At 72.7% G+C, this 17,780-nt stretch carries 15 protein-coding genes; 5 read left to right on the top strand and 10 right to left on the bottom strand.

Features of this window, described 5'->3' with window-relative positions; translation table 11 throughout:
• Nucleotides 1–10: 10 nt before the first annotated feature.
• The gene (locus tag K8638_RS10540; protein ID WP_223754325.1) at nt 11–475 is read right to left on the bottom strand and encodes a YaiI/YqxD family protein; all 465 of its coding nucleotides are present in this window, start codon (nt 473–475) and stop codon (nt 11–13) included.
• Nucleotides 476–717: 242 nt separating this feature from the next.
• Between K8638_RS10540 and K8638_RS10535 the strand changes: the two genes are divergently transcribed.
• Nucleotides 718–1,176: a response regulator gene (locus K8638_RS10535; protein WP_223754324.1), complete on the top strand. Its 459-nt coding sequence runs from the start codon at nt 718–720 to the stop codon at nt 1,174–1,176.
• On the opposite strand, the gene K8638_RS10530 is transcribed toward K8638_RS10535, so the two are convergent.
• Nucleotides 1,130–2,191 carry a serine hydrolase gene (locus K8638_RS10530; protein ID WP_223754323.1) on the bottom strand — a complete coding sequence of 354 codons (1,062 nt, stop codon included), beginning with the start codon at nt 2,189–2,191 and terminating at the stop codon, nt 1,130–1,132. The genes K8638_RS10535 and K8638_RS10530 overlap by 47 nt on opposite strands.
• A gap of 273 nt (nt 2,192–2,464) precedes the next feature.
• Here K8638_RS10530 and K8638_RS10525 point away from each other — a divergent pair, with 273 nt between their 5' ends.
• Nucleotides 2,465–2,758 carry a hypothetical protein gene (locus tag K8638_RS10525; RefSeq protein WP_223754322.1) on the top strand — a complete coding sequence of 98 codons (294 nt, stop codon included), beginning with the start codon at nt 2,465–2,467 and terminating at the stop codon, nt 2,756–2,758.
• A gap of 204 nt (nt 2,759–2,962) precedes the next feature.
• Entirely contained in the window at nt 2,963–3,295 is a 333-nt protein-coding gene (locus tag K8638_RS10520; RefSeq protein ID WP_223754321.1) for a hypothetical protein, read from the top strand.
• A 6-nt stretch (nt 3,296–3,301) separates the two neighbouring features.
• Here the strand turns inward: K8638_RS10520 and K8638_RS10515 are convergent, their stop codons facing one another.
• The 3 genes from K8638_RS10515 to K8638_RS10495 all read right to left on the bottom strand — a co-directional run bounded on the left by K8638_RS10515 (nt 3,302) and on the right by K8638_RS10495 (nt 7,437).
• Nucleotides 3,302–4,576 carry a serine/threonine-protein kinase gene (locus tag K8638_RS10515; protein ID WP_223754320.1) on the bottom strand — a complete coding sequence of 425 codons (1,275 nt, stop codon included), beginning with the start codon at nt 4,574–4,576 and terminating at the stop codon, nt 3,302–3,304.
• Nucleotides 4,573–6,375, bottom strand: a complete 1,803-nt coding sequence (locus K8638_RS44540) for a sigma 54-interacting transcriptional regulator (protein WP_305071154.1) — start codon at nt 6,373–6,375, stop codon at nt 4,573–4,575. The genes K8638_RS10515 and K8638_RS44540 overlap by 4 nt, the downstream gene beginning before the upstream one ends.
• A gap of 78 nt (nt 6,376–6,453) precedes the next feature.
• The gene (locus K8638_RS10495; RefSeq protein WP_223754319.1) at nt 6,454–7,437 is read right to left on the bottom strand and encodes an ARPP-1 family domain-containing protein; all 984 of its coding nucleotides are present in this window, start codon (nt 7,435–7,437) and stop codon (nt 6,454–6,456) included.
• 291 nt (nt 7,438–7,728) lie between these two features.
• Between K8638_RS10495 and K8638_RS10490 the strand changes: the two genes are divergently transcribed.
• Both K8638_RS10490 and K8638_RS10485 read left to right on the top strand, forming a co-directional pair.
• Nucleotides 7,729–10,188 carry an ABC transporter permease gene (locus K8638_RS10490; RefSeq protein WP_223754318.1) on the top strand — a complete coding sequence of 820 codons (2,460 nt, stop codon included), beginning with the start codon at nt 7,729–7,731 and terminating at the stop codon, nt 10,186–10,188.
• A 69-nt stretch (nt 10,189–10,257) separates the two neighbouring features.
• On the top strand, nt 10,258–11,178 hold the full coding sequence (locus tag K8638_RS10485) for an RluA family pseudouridine synthase (protein ID WP_223754317.1): 921 nt from the start codon (nt 10,258–10,260) through the stop codon (nt 11,176–11,178).
• Between the two features lie 16 nt (nt 11,179–11,194).
• Here K8638_RS10485 and K8638_RS10480 read toward each other — a convergent pair whose 3' ends face one another.
• From K8638_RS10480 to K8638_RS10460, 5 genes are all read right to left on the bottom strand, one after another.
• Complete coding sequence (locus K8638_RS10480) at nt 11,195–12,604, bottom strand: hypothetical protein (protein ID WP_223754316.1); 1,410 nt, start codon at nt 12,602–12,604, stop codon at nt 11,195–11,197.
• A gap of 42 nt (nt 12,605–12,646) precedes the next feature.
• Nucleotides 12,647–13,687, bottom strand: coding sequence for a ChaN family lipoprotein (locus tag K8638_RS10475; protein WP_223754315.1), 1,041 nt, complete (start codon nt 13,685–13,687; stop codon nt 12,647–12,649).
• A gap of 184 nt (nt 13,688–13,871) precedes the next feature.
• On the bottom strand, nt 13,872–14,369 hold the full coding sequence (locus tag K8638_RS10470) for a hypothetical protein (protein ID WP_223754314.1): 498 nt from the start codon (nt 14,367–14,369) through the stop codon (nt 13,872–13,874).
• A gap of 127 nt (nt 14,370–14,496) precedes the next feature.
• Complete coding sequence (locus K8638_RS10465) at nt 14,497–16,530, bottom strand: hypothetical protein (RefSeq protein ID WP_223754313.1); 2,034 nt, start codon at nt 16,528–16,530, stop codon at nt 14,497–14,499.
• Entirely contained in the window at nt 16,517–17,671 is a 1,155-nt protein-coding gene (locus K8638_RS10460) for a DUF3142 domain-containing protein (RefSeq protein ID WP_223754312.1), read from the bottom strand. The genes K8638_RS10465 and K8638_RS10460 overlap by 14 nt, the downstream gene beginning before the upstream one ends.
• Nucleotides 17,672–17,780 lie beyond the last annotated feature (109 nt).

Below are 17,780 nucleotides of genomic sequence, written 5' to 3'. Positions count from 1 at the left end.
ACATCCAGCATCATGTGGGCCGGCCCGCCTTCACGAGCCTCGTCAGCTCGCGGTCCAGGGAGGCGGCGAACTGCTGGCGGTCCTGCGCGGAGAAGCCGCTCGGGCCTCCGGTCATCACTCCACTCTCGCGCAGCTCCTGCATGAAGTTCCGCACCGAGAGGCGCTCGGCGATGTTCTCCTCGGTGAACAGCTCCCCGCGCGGGTCCAGCACCACCACGCCCCGGGGCACCAGGAGCGCGGCGAGTGGGATGTCCTGCGTCACCGCCAGGTCTCCCCGCTGTGCCGACTCCGCGATGTGACGGTCCGCCACGTCCAGCCCCGCGCCGACCTGCACCGTGGAGACGAGCTCCGAGCGCGGAAGCGAGAGGGCCCGGTTGGCCACGAAGACCATGGGCACCTTCAGGCGCTGCGAGGCGCGCAGGAGGATGTCCCGGACCGCTCCCGGGCAGGCATCGGCATCGACCCATATCTTCATTCGCGACCCATCCTCTCCTGGCCGCCTGCCCGCTGCCCGACAAGGCGACCGTCCCGGAGTCCCTGCAAGCGTCCGGGCGTGACGCTCCATGCGTCTACCACTCCTCGCAGCCGTTTTTGATGGTGGGAATTCCCGCCAAACGGGGGCCATTTGCTCAAGCTGCAATCTCCCACGGTCGCTTCCAGGCCGGGCCGGTTTGTCGGGCCCCCCTGGTGCGGCCGGTGGAGTCACATGGAGGAGCCGTGGCCGTGACCCGTGACGGACTGGGGCAGGGGATGCAGCAGGCTTCGTGGACCCGCGCGGAGCCCGGTGGGATGGAGGAGGACGTGGCGCCACGGCGCATCCTCCTCGTCGAGGACAACGTGGACATCCAGGAGGCGATGCGCGAGCTGCTCGAGGAGATGGGGCACTGCGTGGAGGTCGCCGCCGATGGGGTCCAGGGCGCGAACCGGCTGCTGGAACTGCGGCCCGATGTCGCGCTGGTGGACATCGGGTTGCCAGGCATCGATGGGTACGAGGTCGCCCGGCGCGCGCGCTCGGCGCCCGGCGGGGACGGCTTCTACCTGATTGCGCTCACGGGGTACGGCGGCTCGGAGGCGAGGGCGAAGGTGCTCGCGGCGGGCTTCGATGTGCACATGGTGAAGCCGCTGAGCCTCAGCGACCTGCCGCGCCTGGTGGGACAGGCGAAGCGTGGGAGGTGAGCCGGGTGAGGAGGGCGAGGCCGGGGGCCTCCAGCGGTACACGGCCTCGCAGCGCGGCGAGCAGTGACCAGCCGTGGTCCGAGAGGAGGGCCACCCCCGCGTCCGCCTCCGGCGCGAAGCCGAGGAAGCCGGTGTAGCCACCCATCACCGATGACCGCCACACCACCGTGTGTCCCCGCACCTGGGAGACCGTCCACCCGAGTCCCATCCGATGCGGGCGGGCCTCCGCTCGCGGCACCTGCGCCAGCTTCAGGGCGCGGGTCAGGCCCGGCTCTCCGCGGCCGAGGTTCGCGTCGAGGAAGCGCAGCAGGTCGGGCACGGTGGAGTGGAGCGCGCCCGCACCCGGAAGCGCCGGGAAGGTCCAGGCGGGCACCGGCTTGCCTCTCGCGGTGTGGCCGGGGCGCAGGCGGGGCTGCTGCTCGTCCGTGACACGCGTCGCCGTGTCCGTCAGGCCCAGCGGCTTGCAGAGATGGTCTCTCAGTGCATGCCCGTAGTTGACCCCCGCCCGGCGTGAGAGGGCGTGGCCGAGGACTCCCATGCCGAGGAGTGATTCCGCGTAGGGCCGTGGTGGAGGACTCGCCGGCTGGTAGCTCCGCAGGAAGTCCCCGAAGAGGCCCGCCGAGTAGTGGCCGAACGGGTCCTCCGGGTTCCGGGGCCCCGCCTCCAGGTTGGGCGGGAGGTGGGGCATGCCCGACGTGTGCGTGGCGAGCTGCTCCAGCGTGATGCGGCCCGCGGACTCATGGGTCAGCAGCGAGCGCGGGATGAGGTCCGCGAGCGGCGTATCCAGCCGCAGCTCGCCCCGGTCCACCATCAGCGCCAGCAGGGCTCCCGTGAAGACCTGGGTCAGCTCTCCCAGGGCGAACACGGCGTCGGTGGCCGGCGGGGCTCCCTTGCCTCGCAGGCACTGCACGTGGTGCTCGCCACGCACGGTGAGCCCCACGCACAGGGCCGCGGACCGGTACCCGCGCACGTAGCGCCGGGTCTCCTCTTGGATGAGCTCGGAAGGTGTGGGCATGGAGGTGCGAGAGGGGCGGCTCTCGCATGGCTCCCGTGGCCCGTCAACCCGGAGCGCTTGCGCGTGGGAACACCGGGCGTCGTGGAAACCCCCATGTCGCCTCGTGGGAATCCACCAGCCCGGAGCCCCGCGAGACATTGGTGGCGCTGCATGTTTCCCGCTCAAGTGTCTCTGTTTGGTTTGTGATGTATATGCTTAAGCTGGATTTGCTGGTATTGCAGTGCTTGATATGTGGCATCCACCTCTCCATGACGGAGGGGCTCGGAGGCTCACATGAAGACCTCGTTGACGAAGCTGTTCCTGGTTGCCGGCGCCGTCCTGATGGCGGGTTGTGGTGGCTCCATGGAGGCGGAGGAGGGCGCGGAGGTGACGCCGCCCACGGCCGAGGAGCCGGGCGTGTCCCAGGAGGCGCTGCCGGTGTGTGGCTCGGGGCTGGACTGCCGCGGCTACTACGTGAGTGGCTCGTACACCTGCGTCCAGTATCCGGGGTCCACGCGGGCCGTGTACTGCTGCCCGTCCGGCATGCGCGTCTACTACAACGACGCGGGCCAGCAGTGGTGCGCCTGAGCCCTGCTCCGGCATGACGTGACGGGGTGAGACGAGGGGAGTCCGGAGACGGAGCGGCGCTGCGTCGCGCTGTCACGGGTGGGCCCGCGAATTGACGGATTGTCGCTCGCGGGCCCGGCGGGCGCCTCGCAAGTCCCCGGAATCCCGAACGGGCCGGGTTGGAACGGCATGTGTAAGGGACAGGACCCGCAAGGAGGTCCCGTCATGTGCTGCCCGGTCCCATCCCGCGCGTTTTCTCTCACCCGCCACTTCATCGAGCGCCGCTCGCGCCGCCAGCTCCGCGACGACGTGCTCGACTTCATCCTCGAATTCGGTGCCCGCGCCCGCGCCAGCGGCATGACGCATGTCACGGTGCTGGAGAGGGACTTGCCGGCCGCCTTGCGGAGCTCGTCGATGGCCCGGCAGGCACGAGGGTGGATTGTCCTGCTGAGCGACGAGGAGCGCCTCGTCACCTGCTACCGGCGGGGCGACGCGAGCCGCTTCATCCGCCGCAAGCCGAAGCGCCGCATGTCCGCGGAACAGGTCCAGCGGGCCTGAGGCGGGCTATTCCTTTTCCAGCAGCGCTTCCTTCGGCGTCGCCTTCGTCAGGCCCGGCCTTCCGGCCTTGGACGGAGCCGTGCGCTTCATGCCACCACGCTTGAACGCTTCTTCCGTGGCAGGGCTCGTTCCCCGGGTGCCGAGGCTGTCCGCCGTCTGGGGGGCGCCGGGAGTCGCGACTCGAGGTGCCTGCGGCGTCGAGGGCTCCGTGTTCTTCGTCTGCAGTGGCTCCACGGGTGACGGCTCGGGCGCCGGCGTCACCGCCTGGGCTGCCTGGGGCACGGGCGCCTTCGTCGCGGCCGGAGGCTCACGGCTCGCGGCCGCCGGGCCCAGCAGCAGGAGCGCCGCGAGCGCCGCCACCGTCGAGGTCCCCACGGCCAGCGCGCCCACCGGGACGCGTCGCTCCAGCAGCCTTCTGGCGGACTCCGCGCTGTCGGGCCGGTCCTCGATGCGCTCGGCGAGCAGCCGCGTCAGCAGCCTGCGCAGGCGGCCCGGCACTCCCGCGGGCAGCGGCTTCTCGCCGGGAAAGCCTCCCGCGAGCGCCTCGTAGAGCACCAGCCCCAGTGCGAACAGGTCCGACTGCGCCACGGCGCGCCCCAGCCGCTGCTGCTCGGGCGCCATGTACCGCAGCGAGCCGATGAGCGCGGCGGACTCCGTCAGCGTCGTCGCCCCGTCCAGCCGGGCGATGCCGAAGTCGCACAGCTTCGCCCCGTCCGGTGCCAGCAGGATGTTTCCCGGCTTCACGTCCCGGTGGATGAAGCCATGCTCGTGCGCCGCGCCCAGCGCCTCCAGCATCCTCCGCGCCAGCCCTTCCACCTCCGGCCAGGGCAGGGGCCCGTCCTTTGTCAGCTTCGCCCGCAGGTCCGGCCCGTCCACCCGCTCCATGGCGTACCAGCAGAAGCCCCGCTCCTCGCCCTCGGCCAGCACGCGGACGATGGCCGGGTGCTGCACCTGCCTCAGGGCCTCGGCCTCGCGGCGGAAGCGCACCCGCACCGCCGGGTCCGCCGCCACCAGCGTCGACAGCACCTTCACCGCACATGGGCCCGCGTGCCCCTCCGCCGCGTACACCGTGCCCATGCCTCCCGCGCCCAGGCGCCCCACCAGCCGGAAGCCTCCGAGCGACTCACCCGTGAGGTCCACCTCCGGCGAGAAGCGCGCCACGCCCGGTGCCGTCTCCACGCGCGCCAGGTCCACCTGCACGCCACACGCGGAGCAGGGCACCACCAGGTCCACTCGGGCGCCGGGCAGCGGGGTACGGCAGGCGGGGCAGAGGAAGTTCATGCGTAGAGGTCGATTCCGTACTCTTCGATTTTCCGGTCCAGCGTCGGCCGGGAGATGCCGAGCGACTCCGCCGCCGCGCTCTTCACCCCCCGCGCCCGCTTGAGCGCGAGGGCGATGTGCTCGCGCTCCACCGCCCGTATCACCTCCGCCAGCGTGCCTTGGACACCGCTGGCCGGGCCCGGGGTTCCCGGGCCGCCTTCCCGCTCGGGCGCCACCACCTCCGGTGGCAAATCCATCAGCCCCACCTGCTCCCCGGGCCCCTTGAGCACCAGTGCCCGCTCGATGGCGTTGGCGAGCTGCCGCACGTTGCCCGGCCAGGGACAGGCGCGCAGGGCGTCACGGGCCTCGGCGGTGAAGCCCGACGCGCGGCGGCCGAGCCGCGCGCCCAGTGTCGCCAGGAAGCGCTCCGCCAGGGGCAGCACGTCCTCGGGGCGCTCGCGCAGCGGTGACAGATGGATGCGCACCACGTTGAGCCGCCAGTAGAGGTCCTCGCGGAAGGTGCCGGCGCGCGCCGCCTCCTTCAAATCCCTGTGCGTGGCGGCCACCACCCGCACGTCCACCGGAATGCCCGCGCGCCCGCCCACGCGGTGGACGATGCGGTCCTGCAGCACGCGCAGCAGCTTGACCTGGAGCGGCGCGGGCAGGTCTCCCACCTCGTCCAGGAAGAGGGTGCCGCCGTCCGCCTGCTCGAAGACGCCTTCCCGCGTGGACTGCGCCCCGGTGAAGGCGCCCTTTTCGTGGCCGAACAGCTCGCTCTCCGCCAGCTCCGCGGGGATGGCGCCGCAGTTGACCGCGATGAACGGCCCGCGTGAGCGGGGCCCCAGCGCATGGAGCGAGCGCGCCACCTCTTCCTTGCCCGTGCCGCTCTCGCCGGTGATGAGCACGGTGGACTGCACCGGCGCCGCCGCGGCGGCCACGCGCATCGCCTCGCGCATGTTGGCGCTCTCCGCCACCGGGGACTGCGCGGTGGCCGGCGTGGCGCGGGGCTCGGGAGGGCAGAGCGAGGGGCCCACCGCCAGCGCCAGCGCGCCCGCCAGGGACAGCTCCTCGTCGTGGAAGGACTGCTCGCGCAGGATGCACAGCGCTCCCGCGGGCTGGCCTCCGGCGTACAGCGGCGCGCACAGGACGAACGCGTCCGCGCGGCGCACGCGCGTGCTCTGGGCGTCGTGCTCCGGGCGGGCCTGCGCCTCCGGCATCGCCTGGGCGCGGCCGGTGCGCAGCGCGGCGTCCACCAGCTCCCGGCTCACCGTGAGGTGCGTGCCCTGGGGACGGGTGTGCCGGGGGCGTGGCCCCTGGGGGCCCAGGCGCAGCAGCACGAGCGCGGAGGGCTGGAGCGCGGACTCCAGCGCCTCGAAGAAGAGCCCCACGGCGGCCTCGGACGAGGTGCACGCGGCGGCGCGCAGGGCCAGCTCTCCGGCCCTCGCGAGCGCATCCGGCCCTGGCGCGGCGCCGGCTCTCGCCGACTCCGGGCGGGTGCGGGTGAGGACGAGCGTGGACTCGCCGTCGCGGGCACGCAGCGCGTCGAAGGACGGCTCGTACACCAGCACGCTCTCGCCCACGGAGACGTGGTCCCCGGGGCGCAGCCTCACGGGCACCTGGGCCTGGAGCCGCTCCCCGTTGAGCCAGGTGCCGTTGCGCGAGCCCAGGTCCTTCAGCACGTGCCCGGGCCCCTCCGGGGAGATGACACAGTGCTCCCGGCTGACCTTGTCATCGAGGAGCTGAAGGCCGCCCTCGGTGGCTCGCCCCACCGGCAGCGGAGCGTCCAGCTCGCGCGCCACACCCCTGCATGGACCGAACATCGCCACGAGTCTCGCCACGGAGGCGAGCCTATTACTTCTCGCCACTCCCGCGCGATGTCCGGGGGCGTACACGGCGCCTCAAGGGCTCCTGGTCGGGCTGTCCTTCTTCGTCCCGAAGAAGGTGCCGTGCACGGCCTTGCCCTTCGAGCGGAACATCTTCTTCTCCACTCCGTCCTTCGTGGTGGGGCCGGTGCCACCCACGAACTGGTCGATGTGCTCCTTCTTCAGCGCGCGGGCCTTGGCGCGGCCCTGCTCCTCGTGCTCCGCGCGGCCGGGCTGCTTCTCCAGCGCGGCCAGGACGTAGGAGGCCAGCAGCTTGCGCTCCAGCTTCGCGTACAGCTTCGGGCTGTCGAAGACGTCCACCACCTCCAGGTCGCCGTTGATGGCCACCGCCAGCCCGGCCAGCCGCTCGTCGCGCGGCAGCTTCCCCTGGATTTCGTCCAGGTACCGGCCGATGCGCTGGCGCAGCGCCGCGTCCTGGAACACGCGCCGGTAGGTGCCCGTGGGGCTGGAGACACCGGACACCTGGGACTTGCGCGCCACCTCGCCCCAGACGGCGCCCTGCTCGGAGAAGAGCGCCGCGCGGCGCAGGTCCGGGTGCGCCACCGCGAGGCCCGGCTGGAAGGCCAGGCTCTGTCCCTCCCACCGCCCCTGCTCCACACAGAAGACGGGCACCCGCTGGCGCTCGTCCGGGTCCAGCACCACGTCGTTCTGCACCATGCGGTCCTGCTTGCCGCCCAGCAGCAGCTCTCCGCCCACGAGGTAGAGGGGGCGCTCGTCGCGGTTGTGCACCCGCAGCTCGCGCACGGTGCCGTCGCTGTCCAGCTCGCGGATGGACACCTTCTTCGCCGCCTGCGCCTCCTCCAGCACCGTGTAGTCGTCGTACGGAGGCCCCTTGCGCGTGTGCAGCGGCACCACCGCGAGGTTGTAGGCGAGGACGGGCGCGCCCACCTCGTAGTCGCCCAGGCTCAGCTCGGGGGCGGGGGACTCGTTCTGGGCCAGGGCCAGCGGCGCGGTGAGCAGGGCCACGAGGGCCGAGAGGACGGGGATGCGGGACTTCATGTGGGCAATGCCTCCTGTGTGCGAGGCGTCCCATTGCAAGCCTCCGTGCCAGCGCCGCTCCCCCGGGAGGCGCCGGGCGGCGTGTCACACGGTGTGACGAAGTGCAAAGCCGTGTGACACCACCCGCCTGACGGCAAGGGCCAGACCCGGCCGTGTCCGGGAATGGGAAGGGGCTTCCCATGGGTGGACACGGGGAGGGGAGGATTTCGAGGAGTCCCGAGGGGTTGGCGGGGTGGACAGCCCTGGCTCGGCCATTGCTAATTCCCCTGCCGGCCCCACCCCGGAGACCCGATGCGCGATTTCGTCCAGGAGCTTCGCCTCGCCTTGAGGATGCTCGCCAAGCACCCCGGCTTCACCGTCGTGGCGGTGCTCACGCTCGCGCTGGGCATCGCCGCCAACACCGCCATCTTCAGCGTGGTGGATGCGGTGCTCTTCGCGCCGCTGCCCTATGCGGAGCCGGACCGCCTGGTGATGGTGTGGGGCAGTCGGCCCGAGAGCAGCCGCGAGACGGTGGCCCCCGCGGACTTCCTCGACTGGCGCGCGCAGGCGGACGGATTCGAGGCGCTGGCCGCCTTTTCCCACGTGTCCTTCAATCTCGCGGGGGACGGCACGCCGGAGACCCTTCCGGGCGCCAGCGTCTCCATCAACTTCTTCCAGGTGCTGGGCGCGCGGGCGGCGCTCGGGAGCACCTTCGACGTGTCCGGCAACGACGCGGGGGCCTGGCAGCGCGTGGTGCTCAGTCATGCACTGTGGCAGCGGCGCTTCGGTGGGGACAGGAGCATCATCGGCCGCACGGTGCGGCTCAATGACGTGAGCTACGAGGTCATCGGGGTGATGCCCGAGCACTTCGACTGGCCCGCCATCACCCCCACGCGCGCGGTTTCCTCCAATGTGCCGGAGCTGTGGGTGCCCGCCGTCCATCGGGACGTTCCGCAGCTCGGGCCGGACGCCATGCAGGACGTGAGCGTGTGGCGCACGAGCCGGTACCTTCGCGTGGTGGGACGGCTGAAGCCGGGCGTGACGCTGGAGGGCGCCTCGCGCTCCCTGGAGCTCGTCGCCGCGCGCCTGACCGCCGAGTTTCCGGAGAGTCACACGAACCTGGGCGTGCGGCTGGTGCCGCTGCGCGAGCAGATTGTCGGCCCGGTGCAGCCGGTGCTGTGGGTGCTGCTGGCGGCGACGGGACTGGTGCTGGCGATTGGCTGCGCCAATGTCGCCAACCTCTTCCTGGCGCGAGCGTCGGCCCGCCGGCAGGAGCTGACGGTCCGTGTGGCGCTGGGGGCCCGCCGCTCCCAGCTCGTGCGGCAGCTCCTCACCGAGAGCGTGCTGCTGGCGCTGGTGGCGGGGGCGCTCGGGTTGCTGCTGGCGCTGTGGAGCATGGACGCGCTGCTGTCGCTGGTGCCGCCGGAGCTGCCCCGGCTCGGCGCGGTCCGCATGGATGGCCGGGTGCTGACCTTCACGCTGCTCATGTCGCTGGGCACCGGTGTTCTCTTCGGGCTCGTGCCGGCCTTGCAGGCCTCCACGCCGGACCTCAACGGCGTGCTCCGTCAGGGCGGAGGCGGCAGGTTCTCCGGGGCACGGAACCGCTCGCGCAGCGCGCTGGTGGTGGGCGAGGTGGCCCTGGCCGTGGTGCTGCTCATCGGCGCGGGGCTCCTGCTGCGCAGCCTGTGGAGCCTTCAGTCGGTGGAGACCGGCTTCCGCTCCGAGGGCGTGCTCACCTGGACCCTGTCGCTTCCCAAGAGCGACTACCCGGATGACGTCCGGCAGGCGGCGCTCTTCCATCAGGTGCTGGAGCGGGTGGAGGCACTGCCCGGCGTGACGAGCGCCGGCGCCATCTCCGACCTTCCCTTCCGGACCAACGACATCTCGGTGGGACTGGAGATCGATGGGCGGCCTCCGGAGCCGGGGGCGCAGGCCATGGTGGGCTACCAGGTCATCACGCCCGGCTACTTCCGGACGCTGGGCATTCCGTTGCTCGCGGGCCGGGACATCACCGCTTCGGACCGGAAGGACACGCAGCCGGTGCTGCTCGTCAACGAGACGGCCGCGCGCCGCTACTGGCCGGGCGAGGACGCGGTGGGCCGGCGCATCCGCGTGGGCTCGGAGGACGGCCCGTGGCAGACGGTCATCGGCGTGGTGAGGGACGTGCGGCAGGGCGGGCCGCAGCGGGACATCCGGCCGGAGGTCTACGTGCCCGCGCTCCAGCAGACGTTCCACTTCATCCAGTTCGCCGTGCGCACGGAGGGAGACCCCCTGCGCCTGGTGGCCGGGGTGCGCGAGGCGCTCGCCGCGGTGGATGCGGACCTGCCCATGTCGCAGGTGCGGACGATGGACGAGGTCGTCACCACCGCCACCGCGCGCCCGCGCTTCCTGTCCACGCTGGTGGCGCTGTTCGCGGCGCTGGCGCTGCTCCTGGCGGGCGTGGGGCTGTCGGGCGTCATCGCGTACATGGCGCGGCAGCGGACGCAGGAGATTGGCATCCGCATGGCGCTGGGCGCGCGGCCCGCGGACGTGCTGCGGCTGGTGGTGGGCAGCGGCATGCGGCTGGCGCTCGCGGGCGTGGGCCTGGGGCTGGGCGTGGCGTGCGTGGCCACCCGGGTCATGGCGAGCCAGCTCCACGGTGTGAGCGCCACGGACCCGCTCACCTTCGGCAGCCTGGCGCTGCTGGTGCTGGGCGTGACGCTGGTGGCCACCTGGGTGCCCGCGCTGCGCGCCACGCGCGTGGACCCGCTGGTGGCGATGCGGAGTGAGTAGTCGCCGCGAGGTGGACGTCCGGGGCTCGCGGACGTTGACTCGCGGCGCGCGTTGGGGGACGGGAGGGGCATGGCGCAGCAGAAGGTCCAGGTTCCCCGTGAGGCCGCAGGTGAGCGGCTCGACCGTTTCCTCTCCAAGCACGTGCCGGGCTTCACGCCGGAGCGGGCCCGCGCGCTCATCGACTCGGGGGCCGTACGCATCCGAGGCAAGAAGTGTCAGCCCACGCGCAAGCTGTGGGGCGGGGAGGAAATCGAGATTGAGCGGCCCGAGCCTCGTGCCGCGCCCGCTGTTTCCAGTGAAGGGCCGGTGCTGCCCGTGCTCCATGACGACGCGGCCCTCGTCATCGTGAACAAGCCTCCCGGGCTCGTCGTGGAGCCGGAGGGGCGCGCCCCTTCCGTGGTGGGGCTGCTCGCCGCGCAGCGGCCGTCGTTCGACGTGGAGGGACTGGCTCAGCCCGGCGTGGTGCACCGGCTGGACCGCGAGACGAGCGGGTGCCTGGCCTTCGCCCGCACCGATGCGGCCGCCGCCGCGATGCTGCGCGCGTTCCAGGAGAAGCAGGTGGACAAGCGGTACTGGACGCTCGTGCTCGGCCACCCGCCCGAGCAGGGGCGGCTGGAGGGCCCCTACGCTCGTGACCCGAAGGACCCGCGCCGCTTCACCACGCGCGTGCCGTCCGCGCGCCGGGCCGCGCTGTCCTTCGAGGTCCGCGAGCGCTTCCCCGGCGCCGCGCTGCTGGAGGTGGACCTGGACACCGGCCGCACCCACCAGATTCGCGTGCAACTCTCGGAGGCCGGCTTTCCCGTGCTCGCCGATTCGCTCTACGGCACCGACGAGGCGCGCTCCCACCCGGCGGCGAAGGCCCTCGGCCGGCAGGCACTGCATGCCTTCCGCCTGGAGCTACCGAGCCCCGCCTCGGGTCAGCGCGTGCGCGTGGAGGCGCCGCTGCCCGAGGACTTCCAGCGCGCGCTGGCGGTGCTGCGCGGCGGGTGAGGGGGCTCCCCGTGCGTCAGAACCGCGCCTGGAGCAGCAGGTTTCCGCCCACCGCGTGTGGGTCGGTGAGCACTGGCCTGGCGACACCCGTCTCGTCATCCTCGAAGCTCGTGCGGTTCGGGTCCCGCGTGTAGGCGAGCTCTGCCAGGACTCCGGCCACCCTTCCCAGGTCCCAGCGCACCGTGGCCTTCAGCGTCAGCACGGGCTCTCGGTCCACTCCGTCCGGCAGGATGGAGAGCTGGTTGGGCCCCTGGAGCACGGCGAGCCTGGGCGCGCCTCCCAGATTGCCTCCCAGAGGGAAGCGGGTCGCCGCCGGCACGGTGGCGCGCAGCAGCAGGCCCGGCGTGAGGCCCAGCTCCTGGAGGTGGTAGTCCGCGCCCATCGTGAACGACACCTCCGGCCGCGGGTTGCTGTCCTCGGCGAGGGCCTGGAACGGCGGGAGCCCCGGCACGTCGACCTGGATGAAGTTGACGGTGCGGTAGTACGCGAGTCCGTGCAGCCGCAGGTCATTCCACTTCACGCGGGCACCCAGCGCCGCCGCCGCCGCGTTCACGTCCTCCGGCTCGCCAGTCTCTGGCGACTCCAGCGGCTGCTCCATGAAGCTCCCCTCCAGGGAGACCGCCGCGGCGAGGCCACCGGGGTAGGACTCGGGCTCGAAGAAGCGCTCATGGAACGCCGGGTCTCCCGCGTAGAGCGACAGGTCCACGCTGGGGCCGATTGCCACGCCCCGGTTCCACTGCACGCGCCCGGACAATCCTCGCGCACGCACCTCGAGCTTCTCACCCACCATCGCGGGAGCGGGCGCCAGGCCCCTGTCCACGGTGGTTGCCTCGACGTCCACCCGGAGGCCGGGCGTCAGCTCCACGCCGGCTCCCGCCAGCAGCGCGAGGCGCCGCTCCGACTCCAGCTCCAGGTTGTTGATCACCCGCGCGGACTTCACGGCGGCGAAGGCGCTCCAGCGCTTCCGGGACAGCCGTAGCTCCAGGGCCGGCTCCGCTCCACCCTCCCTCACGGGGTACGCCTGCCGCGCCCACGTCACCGGGTACTCGTAGCCCATGTAGAGGCGGGTCGACGACAGCGGGTACGCGGTGAGCGCCAGCCCCTCTTCGCGAGACCACGTGTCGGCGCGGTAGCGCAGGCGGAAGAAGCTGGAGTTGTCCTGGAAGCCGAGGCCCTGCGAGCCGCCATTGATGAACAGGGACACTCCGGCCTCGGCGCTCAGGCCCGAGGTCAGCTCCGGCGTCCGCGCGTCCAGTGCCGCGTGCAGCCGGGTGAGCGAGTCCGACGCGCCGAAGTCCGCGTCGTTCGCGACGAACGACAGGCGGGCCTGGACCGGGGGCTCCGGCGGAGTCACGGCGGCAGGGGTGGTGTCTGGCGCCTGTCCGAGCGCGAGGGAGAGCGTGGCGGTGATGAGGGGCTGCATCATGGCGGCTGCTCGCATACCACGCGTCAGCCATTCCGCCCCACTTCAGCGCTTGCGCTCCCGGAGCGGGGCGCACGGGTCTTCCTGGGGCACCGCCGGGGTGAACCACACGTAGTCGAAGGGCAGGGCGCCCGCGGAAAACGAGGCCGCGTAGTCCTTCGGCTCATGCGACCCGGGGGCGACTTCCAGCAGTCCCACCGAGAGTCGCTTCCGCTCGGGCGCGCGGCGCGCCAGGTGCGAGGGCGCTCCCCGGTCCGTGCGGGCGTGCCCGTTGCCGGTGATGAGCACGCCTCCGTCTCCCCGGTCCGTCTCCAGCAGCCGGTCCGCCAGGTGCGCGTCACGCGCGCGCTGCGCCTGCGCCATGGGCCCCAGCAGCTCCGCGGGCAGGTGCCCGCAGTGCGCCCGGTCCTGCTCCTCGCGCATGTCGCGGGCCACGTCCTCGGGCAGTGGTGTGTCCAGCGCCAGCCTCGCGCGCAGCGGCGCCGGGAGCGCCTCCGGTCCGCGCTTCACCAGTTCCCGCACCTGCGCCCGGGGCAGGTTGGCCGCCACCACCGGGAGCCCCGCTTCCAGCCCCGCGGCGAACACCGGGCGATAGAGCGTCCAGTCCGGCCAGCCACTCCGGGACCAGTCCACCGCGAGCGCCAGCGCATCCACGTCCCGCGGTGCCCGTGCGAGAGACGCGTCCACCGCCGGCTGCTGCTCCACGTCCAGCATCTCGAAGGCCAGTACCGGCTTTCGCGCGCCACTCCCCAGCGCCCGCACCAGCTTCGCCTGGAGCCTGTGGTGGTCCGGCTGGTCGTGCCGCTCGCCCAGCACCACGAAGCGCGCCTCCCGCAGGGCGCGTAGCAGCTCCGCCTCGTCCACGAAGCGGCCCGCCTTCACGTCCCAGATGCGGCCGGCGAGCGGATGGTCCCGGTGCAGCGGGGACTGCCACCCCTCCGGAAGCGGCTCCGCTCCGGGAAGTGCGCCGGGGCGAATGTCGCTTGCGGAGCCCCCCTCCTCCGGAGCCGTGGGGCGCGTGGCACCGGAGCGCGCACAGCCGGAGACGAGGAGCAGGACGGAGGCGGCCAGGAGCGTACGCATCATGCCCATGACTCAGCCACAGCCAGTGGGTCTCAAGCCATCCGTTTGTCGGAGCAGTGGTGGACGCGAGACGCATGCCCGCATCCCGCGGCGCGTGCTCACCGGGCTCGGCGCGTCCGCCATGGAAGTGGGGGCGCCGGCACCCGGCCTCGCGTTCGTGGCGAGGCCGGGGAACGGCCGTGGGGGACTACTTCGAGTCCACCACGAGGACCATCCACCGGTCCGTGGCGTGGTCGATGCGCACGTTGGCGGCGCCGGCCTCCTGGAGCTGCTGCACGATGCCCTCCAGGAAGGTGAGGTGCTCCTTCGGCGCGTCCACGAAGACGTTCTTCGGGCCGTTGCCCTTCGCCTTGGGCTTCTTGGCGGGAGCGGCGGCGCCGCCGTTGAGCGCCTCCGGAGCGGCGGCGGCCTTCAGCCGGGAGGCGGCGTCATCGGCGGGCTCCGGCGCGGCCTCGGGCTCGGTCTCCGGCTCCTCGGGTTCCGGCGCGGGCGCGGCGGCAGCGGCGGCGGCCTCCTCCTCGGCCTGCTCGCGGAGCTGGTTGAAGGTCTTCAGGTTGATGGCGGACCCGAACTTGTTCTTGAAGGACTCCAGCGCCTCCTTGCTGCTGATGTCGGGCCGCTGGCGGAAGAGGTCGAGCAGGTAGGCGTGGCGCTCCTGGGTCTGCTCCTGGGAAGTCCTCGGCATCGTCTTCAAGCTCCTCAGATGTTCAAAAACGGAAGGGGCGCGCACCCTAGCCGAGCTGACTGGGGAACGGAAAGTGGGGACATGTCGCCCTCATGAGTGAGGGCTTGCTCGGAGTTCATGCGTGATTTCACGCTCCGGCCGACCTGCGCTTGCGGCGCAGGATGAACGCGGCGCCCAGCGCCACCGGCAGCAGCAATCCGCCCCCCATGACGGCCAGCGTGCGGCGCCGCATTCCCTTCCAGGGGAGGGAGAGCTTCGGTTGCTGTGCCCGCGCCCGCTCGAAGTCGGGCTCCGGGCACTCCTGGCCGAAGAGCATGTCCTCGCCGGCGCGCAGCGCTCCGTTCTTCACGTACATGCGCCAGAGGCGCTTGCCGCGCTCCGGCTCATTGGACGCGGTGAAGCGCGCCGCGTGGCAGAGCAGCACCGCATACGCCTGGCTGCGCGGAGGCACCAGCGCGGCGGCCTGCTCGGCGAGGTCCGCCGCCGTGGAGCGGTAGTGGAAGCGGAACGCGTGCGGCGGCGCATGGGCGGTCAGCCGCTGTTGCTCGGAGGCCGAGACGAGGGGCAGCTCCGCCATCTTCCGGCGGACGGTGTCCTGCTCGGGCGGCAGCTCGGGCGGCCCGTCGTACTCGCCCCTGTCATACATGCCGTCGGTCTGCGCCCAGTCCGGCGCGGCCTCGGTGCCCAGGATTTCCATCCCCGCCCGGCGCGCGAGCAGTGCCGCGTCGAAGAGGGCCCTGGCGCGGTCAATCTCGTTGTCCGCCGCGCGGGCGCGCTCCCGGGCGTCCAGGTACTGGCGTGCCGGCTGCTCGAACGGCGTGCCCCGGAAGTACTCCAGTGCCTCCGCGCCCGCGCCCGTGCGCAGCAGGCGCCGGGCGAGCAGCAGGCGCAGCCGCCGGGTCAGGCTGTTCGTTCCCTCCCGGGCGTCGTCGTCCCAGAGGTTCGCCAGCTCGGGCTTGCACCGCGCATCCGCCTCAGGGGTGTACGCCGCCACGAAGCGCTTCAGCTCCTCCACAGTGAGCACGCGCTCGGCCACGTACGCCATGTCCGCCCAGGAGCAGCTCGCCGCCACCTGCTCCGCGGACCGGGTGAAGTCCCCCTGCATGAGGGCGAGCAGGGCCCGCTCCCCCTCCGCGCGCGCCCGGGGACGCTGGGGGTACCACTCGCCGTCGCCCGACCAGTCCTCCGCCTCGGGCAGTCCCTGGGTGGCCTCCGCGAGGTGCTGCTCCGCCGCCGTCCGGTCTCCCCGGCGCAGGGCCAGCTTCGCCTTCACCCACGCATCCAGCGGGGTGTGCTCCTGGCCCGCGAAGCGCTCCGCGAGGTCGAAGCGGCCCACGCGCCACGCGGCCGCCGCCAGCCGGTCCGCTCCCGCCACGCCGGGCACGGACGCGAGCGCGTCCAGCAGGCGCTGCAGGCCGACGGATGCTCCGTCGTCCGCCCACTGCCACTCCTGGCCGCGCGTCCAGGCGAAGGTCGCCATCAGCCGCTGGGCCAGCGGGTCCTTCAACGCCTCGCGGAGGCGGGCCTCGTTCCGGCTGAGCGCCCGCGCCACCAGCAGCAGCGACGTCGTCGCGGAGCCGCTCCCGTGCGCGGCCTGCTCCGCGTAGAGCCGGATGGCGCCGGCATCATCGCCCTGGTCGAGCAGGAGGCGCGCCTCCTCGCCAAGGCTCGCCACCGCCAGCCCCAGCGGGTCGTCGAAGCCCTGCCGGGCCAGCTCTCGCACCTCGGCGAAGCGGGGCCGCGCCTCGTGCTGGAATCCGGCCCCTGACGTCCGCGCCAGCATGAACGCGGCGAAGGTGGAGAAGCGGCGGCGCTCTTCCGGAGGCAGCGAGAGCACGTCCTGGAAGCGGGCTCGCGCCTGCTCCAGGTCTCCGGCATGCCACGCCTTCGCGCCTTCGGCGTACAGCGCCGTCTCGCGGGCGCCGCCTCCCGTCCGGGCGTCTTCCGGCTCCGAGGACTCCACCACCTGGAAGGTGTCCGCCGGCTTCGGCAGCAGCCGGGAGGCCTCGAGTGAGAAGCGCCCATCCGGCAACTCCGCCAGGGTGCCGGCCCTGTCCGTCAGCAGGTCGGGCGGGAAGTCGGGGCCGCAAGCGTCTGCATCGCGCACGGGCGCGAGCAGCAGGAGGACGACCAGGGACGCGAACAGGCTACGGCACGGCAAGTGACACCTCGGTTCCCCGCACGAAGCCGACCACGCGTCGCTCGCCGGCGCGCAGGCGGGGAGGCGTGCGCGCCACGAGGGAGGCCCCGTGCGGGGCATAACCGCCCACGCCATCCAGGACCTCCAGGTTTCCATTGAGGGTGAGGCGCGCGGGCGCTTCCGCGTCCACGCGGCCGGTGTTCTCGATGACGATGTCCCGTGTGCCCCCGCCCGCGTCCACCAGCCGGGGCGTGAGGCGCGGTGTCAGCGGTTCTCCGCGCACCACCGCCTGCAGCGTGGACGGGCTCCACGCGTCCGGGTCTCCCCGGTGGCCGAGCCGGAACCAGAGGATGCCCGTCACACCGGGCACGGGGCGCTCGCGCAGCAGGGCCAGGAGGCGGGCGACCTCGCGGGGCTCCGCGGACAGGCGCGTCCCGTCGCGCAGCCGCACGCGGTAGGTGGGCAGCGCGACGCGGAAGGCGCGGCCGGTGGCCTTCGACCAGGACTCCACGAAGCGTTGTGCCTCCTCGGGGGTGAAGAGCGTGGGGGCGCGCACCGCGTGGACCTGGAGGACGACGTCATCGGGGATGGAGGCCAGCCGCTTCACCTCCGGCGAGGAGGCCCAGGTGGGCAGCGCGGTGATGGAGAGCGTCAGGCCCTGGCCCTGGAGGAGCGCCCGTTCATGCTCCAGCCAGTCCGCGTAGCGGGGCAGGGCGGGGGTGGCGCAGTCGTGGTCCACCTCGAGGCCGCGGACTCGCACGCCGCGGGCCTTCCAGGCGCGGGCGTGGACGGCGACTTCTTCCAGGGAGATTCCGTCGAGCGGCGCCGTGCCATCCACCCGCATCACCGCCACCACCTCGCGGCCGGAGCGCGCCAGGGACTCCACGTCCACGCCGATGTCCACCGGGGTTCGCGCGGAGCCCGAGCGCTCGCGGGCCAGCACTCGCAGCGCGCCCAGCTCCGGAGGCGCCTCCGCGAGGGCTCCGCTCAGCTCCGGGCTCCAGTCCCGCTGCCACACGTAGGCCTCATGGGTGAGCGGGGGCGGAGGATTCCGTGAGCACGCGAGGCCGAGCGCGAGCATCAGCGCGCCCCATGGCAGGACGCCGCGCGGCGCGCCCCAGTCCTGGGTGCTGTGTTGCTGGAGATTCCCCGGAGAAGTCATGACCCGACGGCCGCCCGACGTGGTGCCATGGTGCCACAGCGAGGGCTTCCATTCCCATGTGATGGTGCCCGGCGGGTTGCCGCGTCCCGGGCTCCCGGTGGTTGGGGCT

This window comes from Myxococcus sp. RHSTA-1-4 (assembly GCF_020037125.1).
GTDB lineage: Bacteria > Myxococcota > Myxococcia > Myxococcales > Myxococcaceae > Myxococcus.
Note: the sequence above shows the minus strand (reverse complement) of the source record. Positions and strands in the feature narration are given on the sequence as shown.

Coding starts and splice junctions, on each gene's coding strand:
- K8638_RS10470 (WP_223754314.1), bottom strand. CDS start 14,369: ATGCCGAGGACTTCCCAGGAGCAGACCCAGGAGCGCCACGCCTACCTG.
- K8638_RS10515 (WP_223754320.1), bottom strand. CDS start 4,576: ATGAACTTCCTCTGCCCCGCCTGCCGTACCCCGCTGCCCGGCGCCCGA.
- K8638_RS10485 (WP_223754317.1), top strand. CDS start 10,258: ATGGCGCAGCAGAAGGTCCAGGTTCCCCGTGAGGCCGCAGGTGAGCGG.
- K8638_RS10475 (WP_223754315.1), bottom strand. CDS start 13,687: ATGATGCGTACGCTCCTGGCCGCCTCCGTCCTGCTCCTCGTCTCCGGC.
- K8638_RS10480 (WP_223754316.1), bottom strand. CDS start 12,604: ATGATGCAGCCCCTCATCACCGCCACGCTCTCCCTCGCGCTCGGACAG.
- K8638_RS10460 (WP_223754312.1), bottom strand. CDS start 17,671: ATGACTTCTCCGGGGAATCTCCAGCAACACAGCACCCAGGACTGGGGC.
- K8638_RS10520 (WP_223754321.1), top strand. CDS start 2,963: ATGTGCTGCCCGGTCCCATCCCGCGCGTTTTCTCTCACCCGCCACTTC.
- K8638_RS10495 (WP_223754319.1), bottom strand. CDS start 7,437: ATGAAGTCCCGCATCCCCGTCCTCTCGGCCCTCGTGGCCCTGCTCACC.
- K8638_RS10490 (WP_223754318.1), top strand. CDS start 7,729: ATGCGCGATTTCGTCCAGGAGCTTCGCCTCGCCTTGAGGATGCTCGCC.
- K8638_RS44540 (WP_305071154.1), bottom strand. CDS start 6,375: ATGTTCGGTCCATGCAGGGGTGTGGCGCGCGAGCTGGACGCTCCGCTG.
- K8638_RS10540 (WP_223754325.1), bottom strand. CDS start 475: ATGAAGATATGGGTCGATGCCGATGCCTGCCCGGGAGCGGTCCGGGAC.
- K8638_RS10530 (WP_223754323.1), bottom strand. CDS start 2,191: ATGCCCACACCTTCCGAGCTCATCCAAGAGGAGACCCGGCGCTACGTG.
- K8638_RS10525 (WP_223754322.1), top strand. CDS start 2,465: ATGAAGACCTCGTTGACGAAGCTGTTCCTGGTTGCCGGCGCCGTCCTG.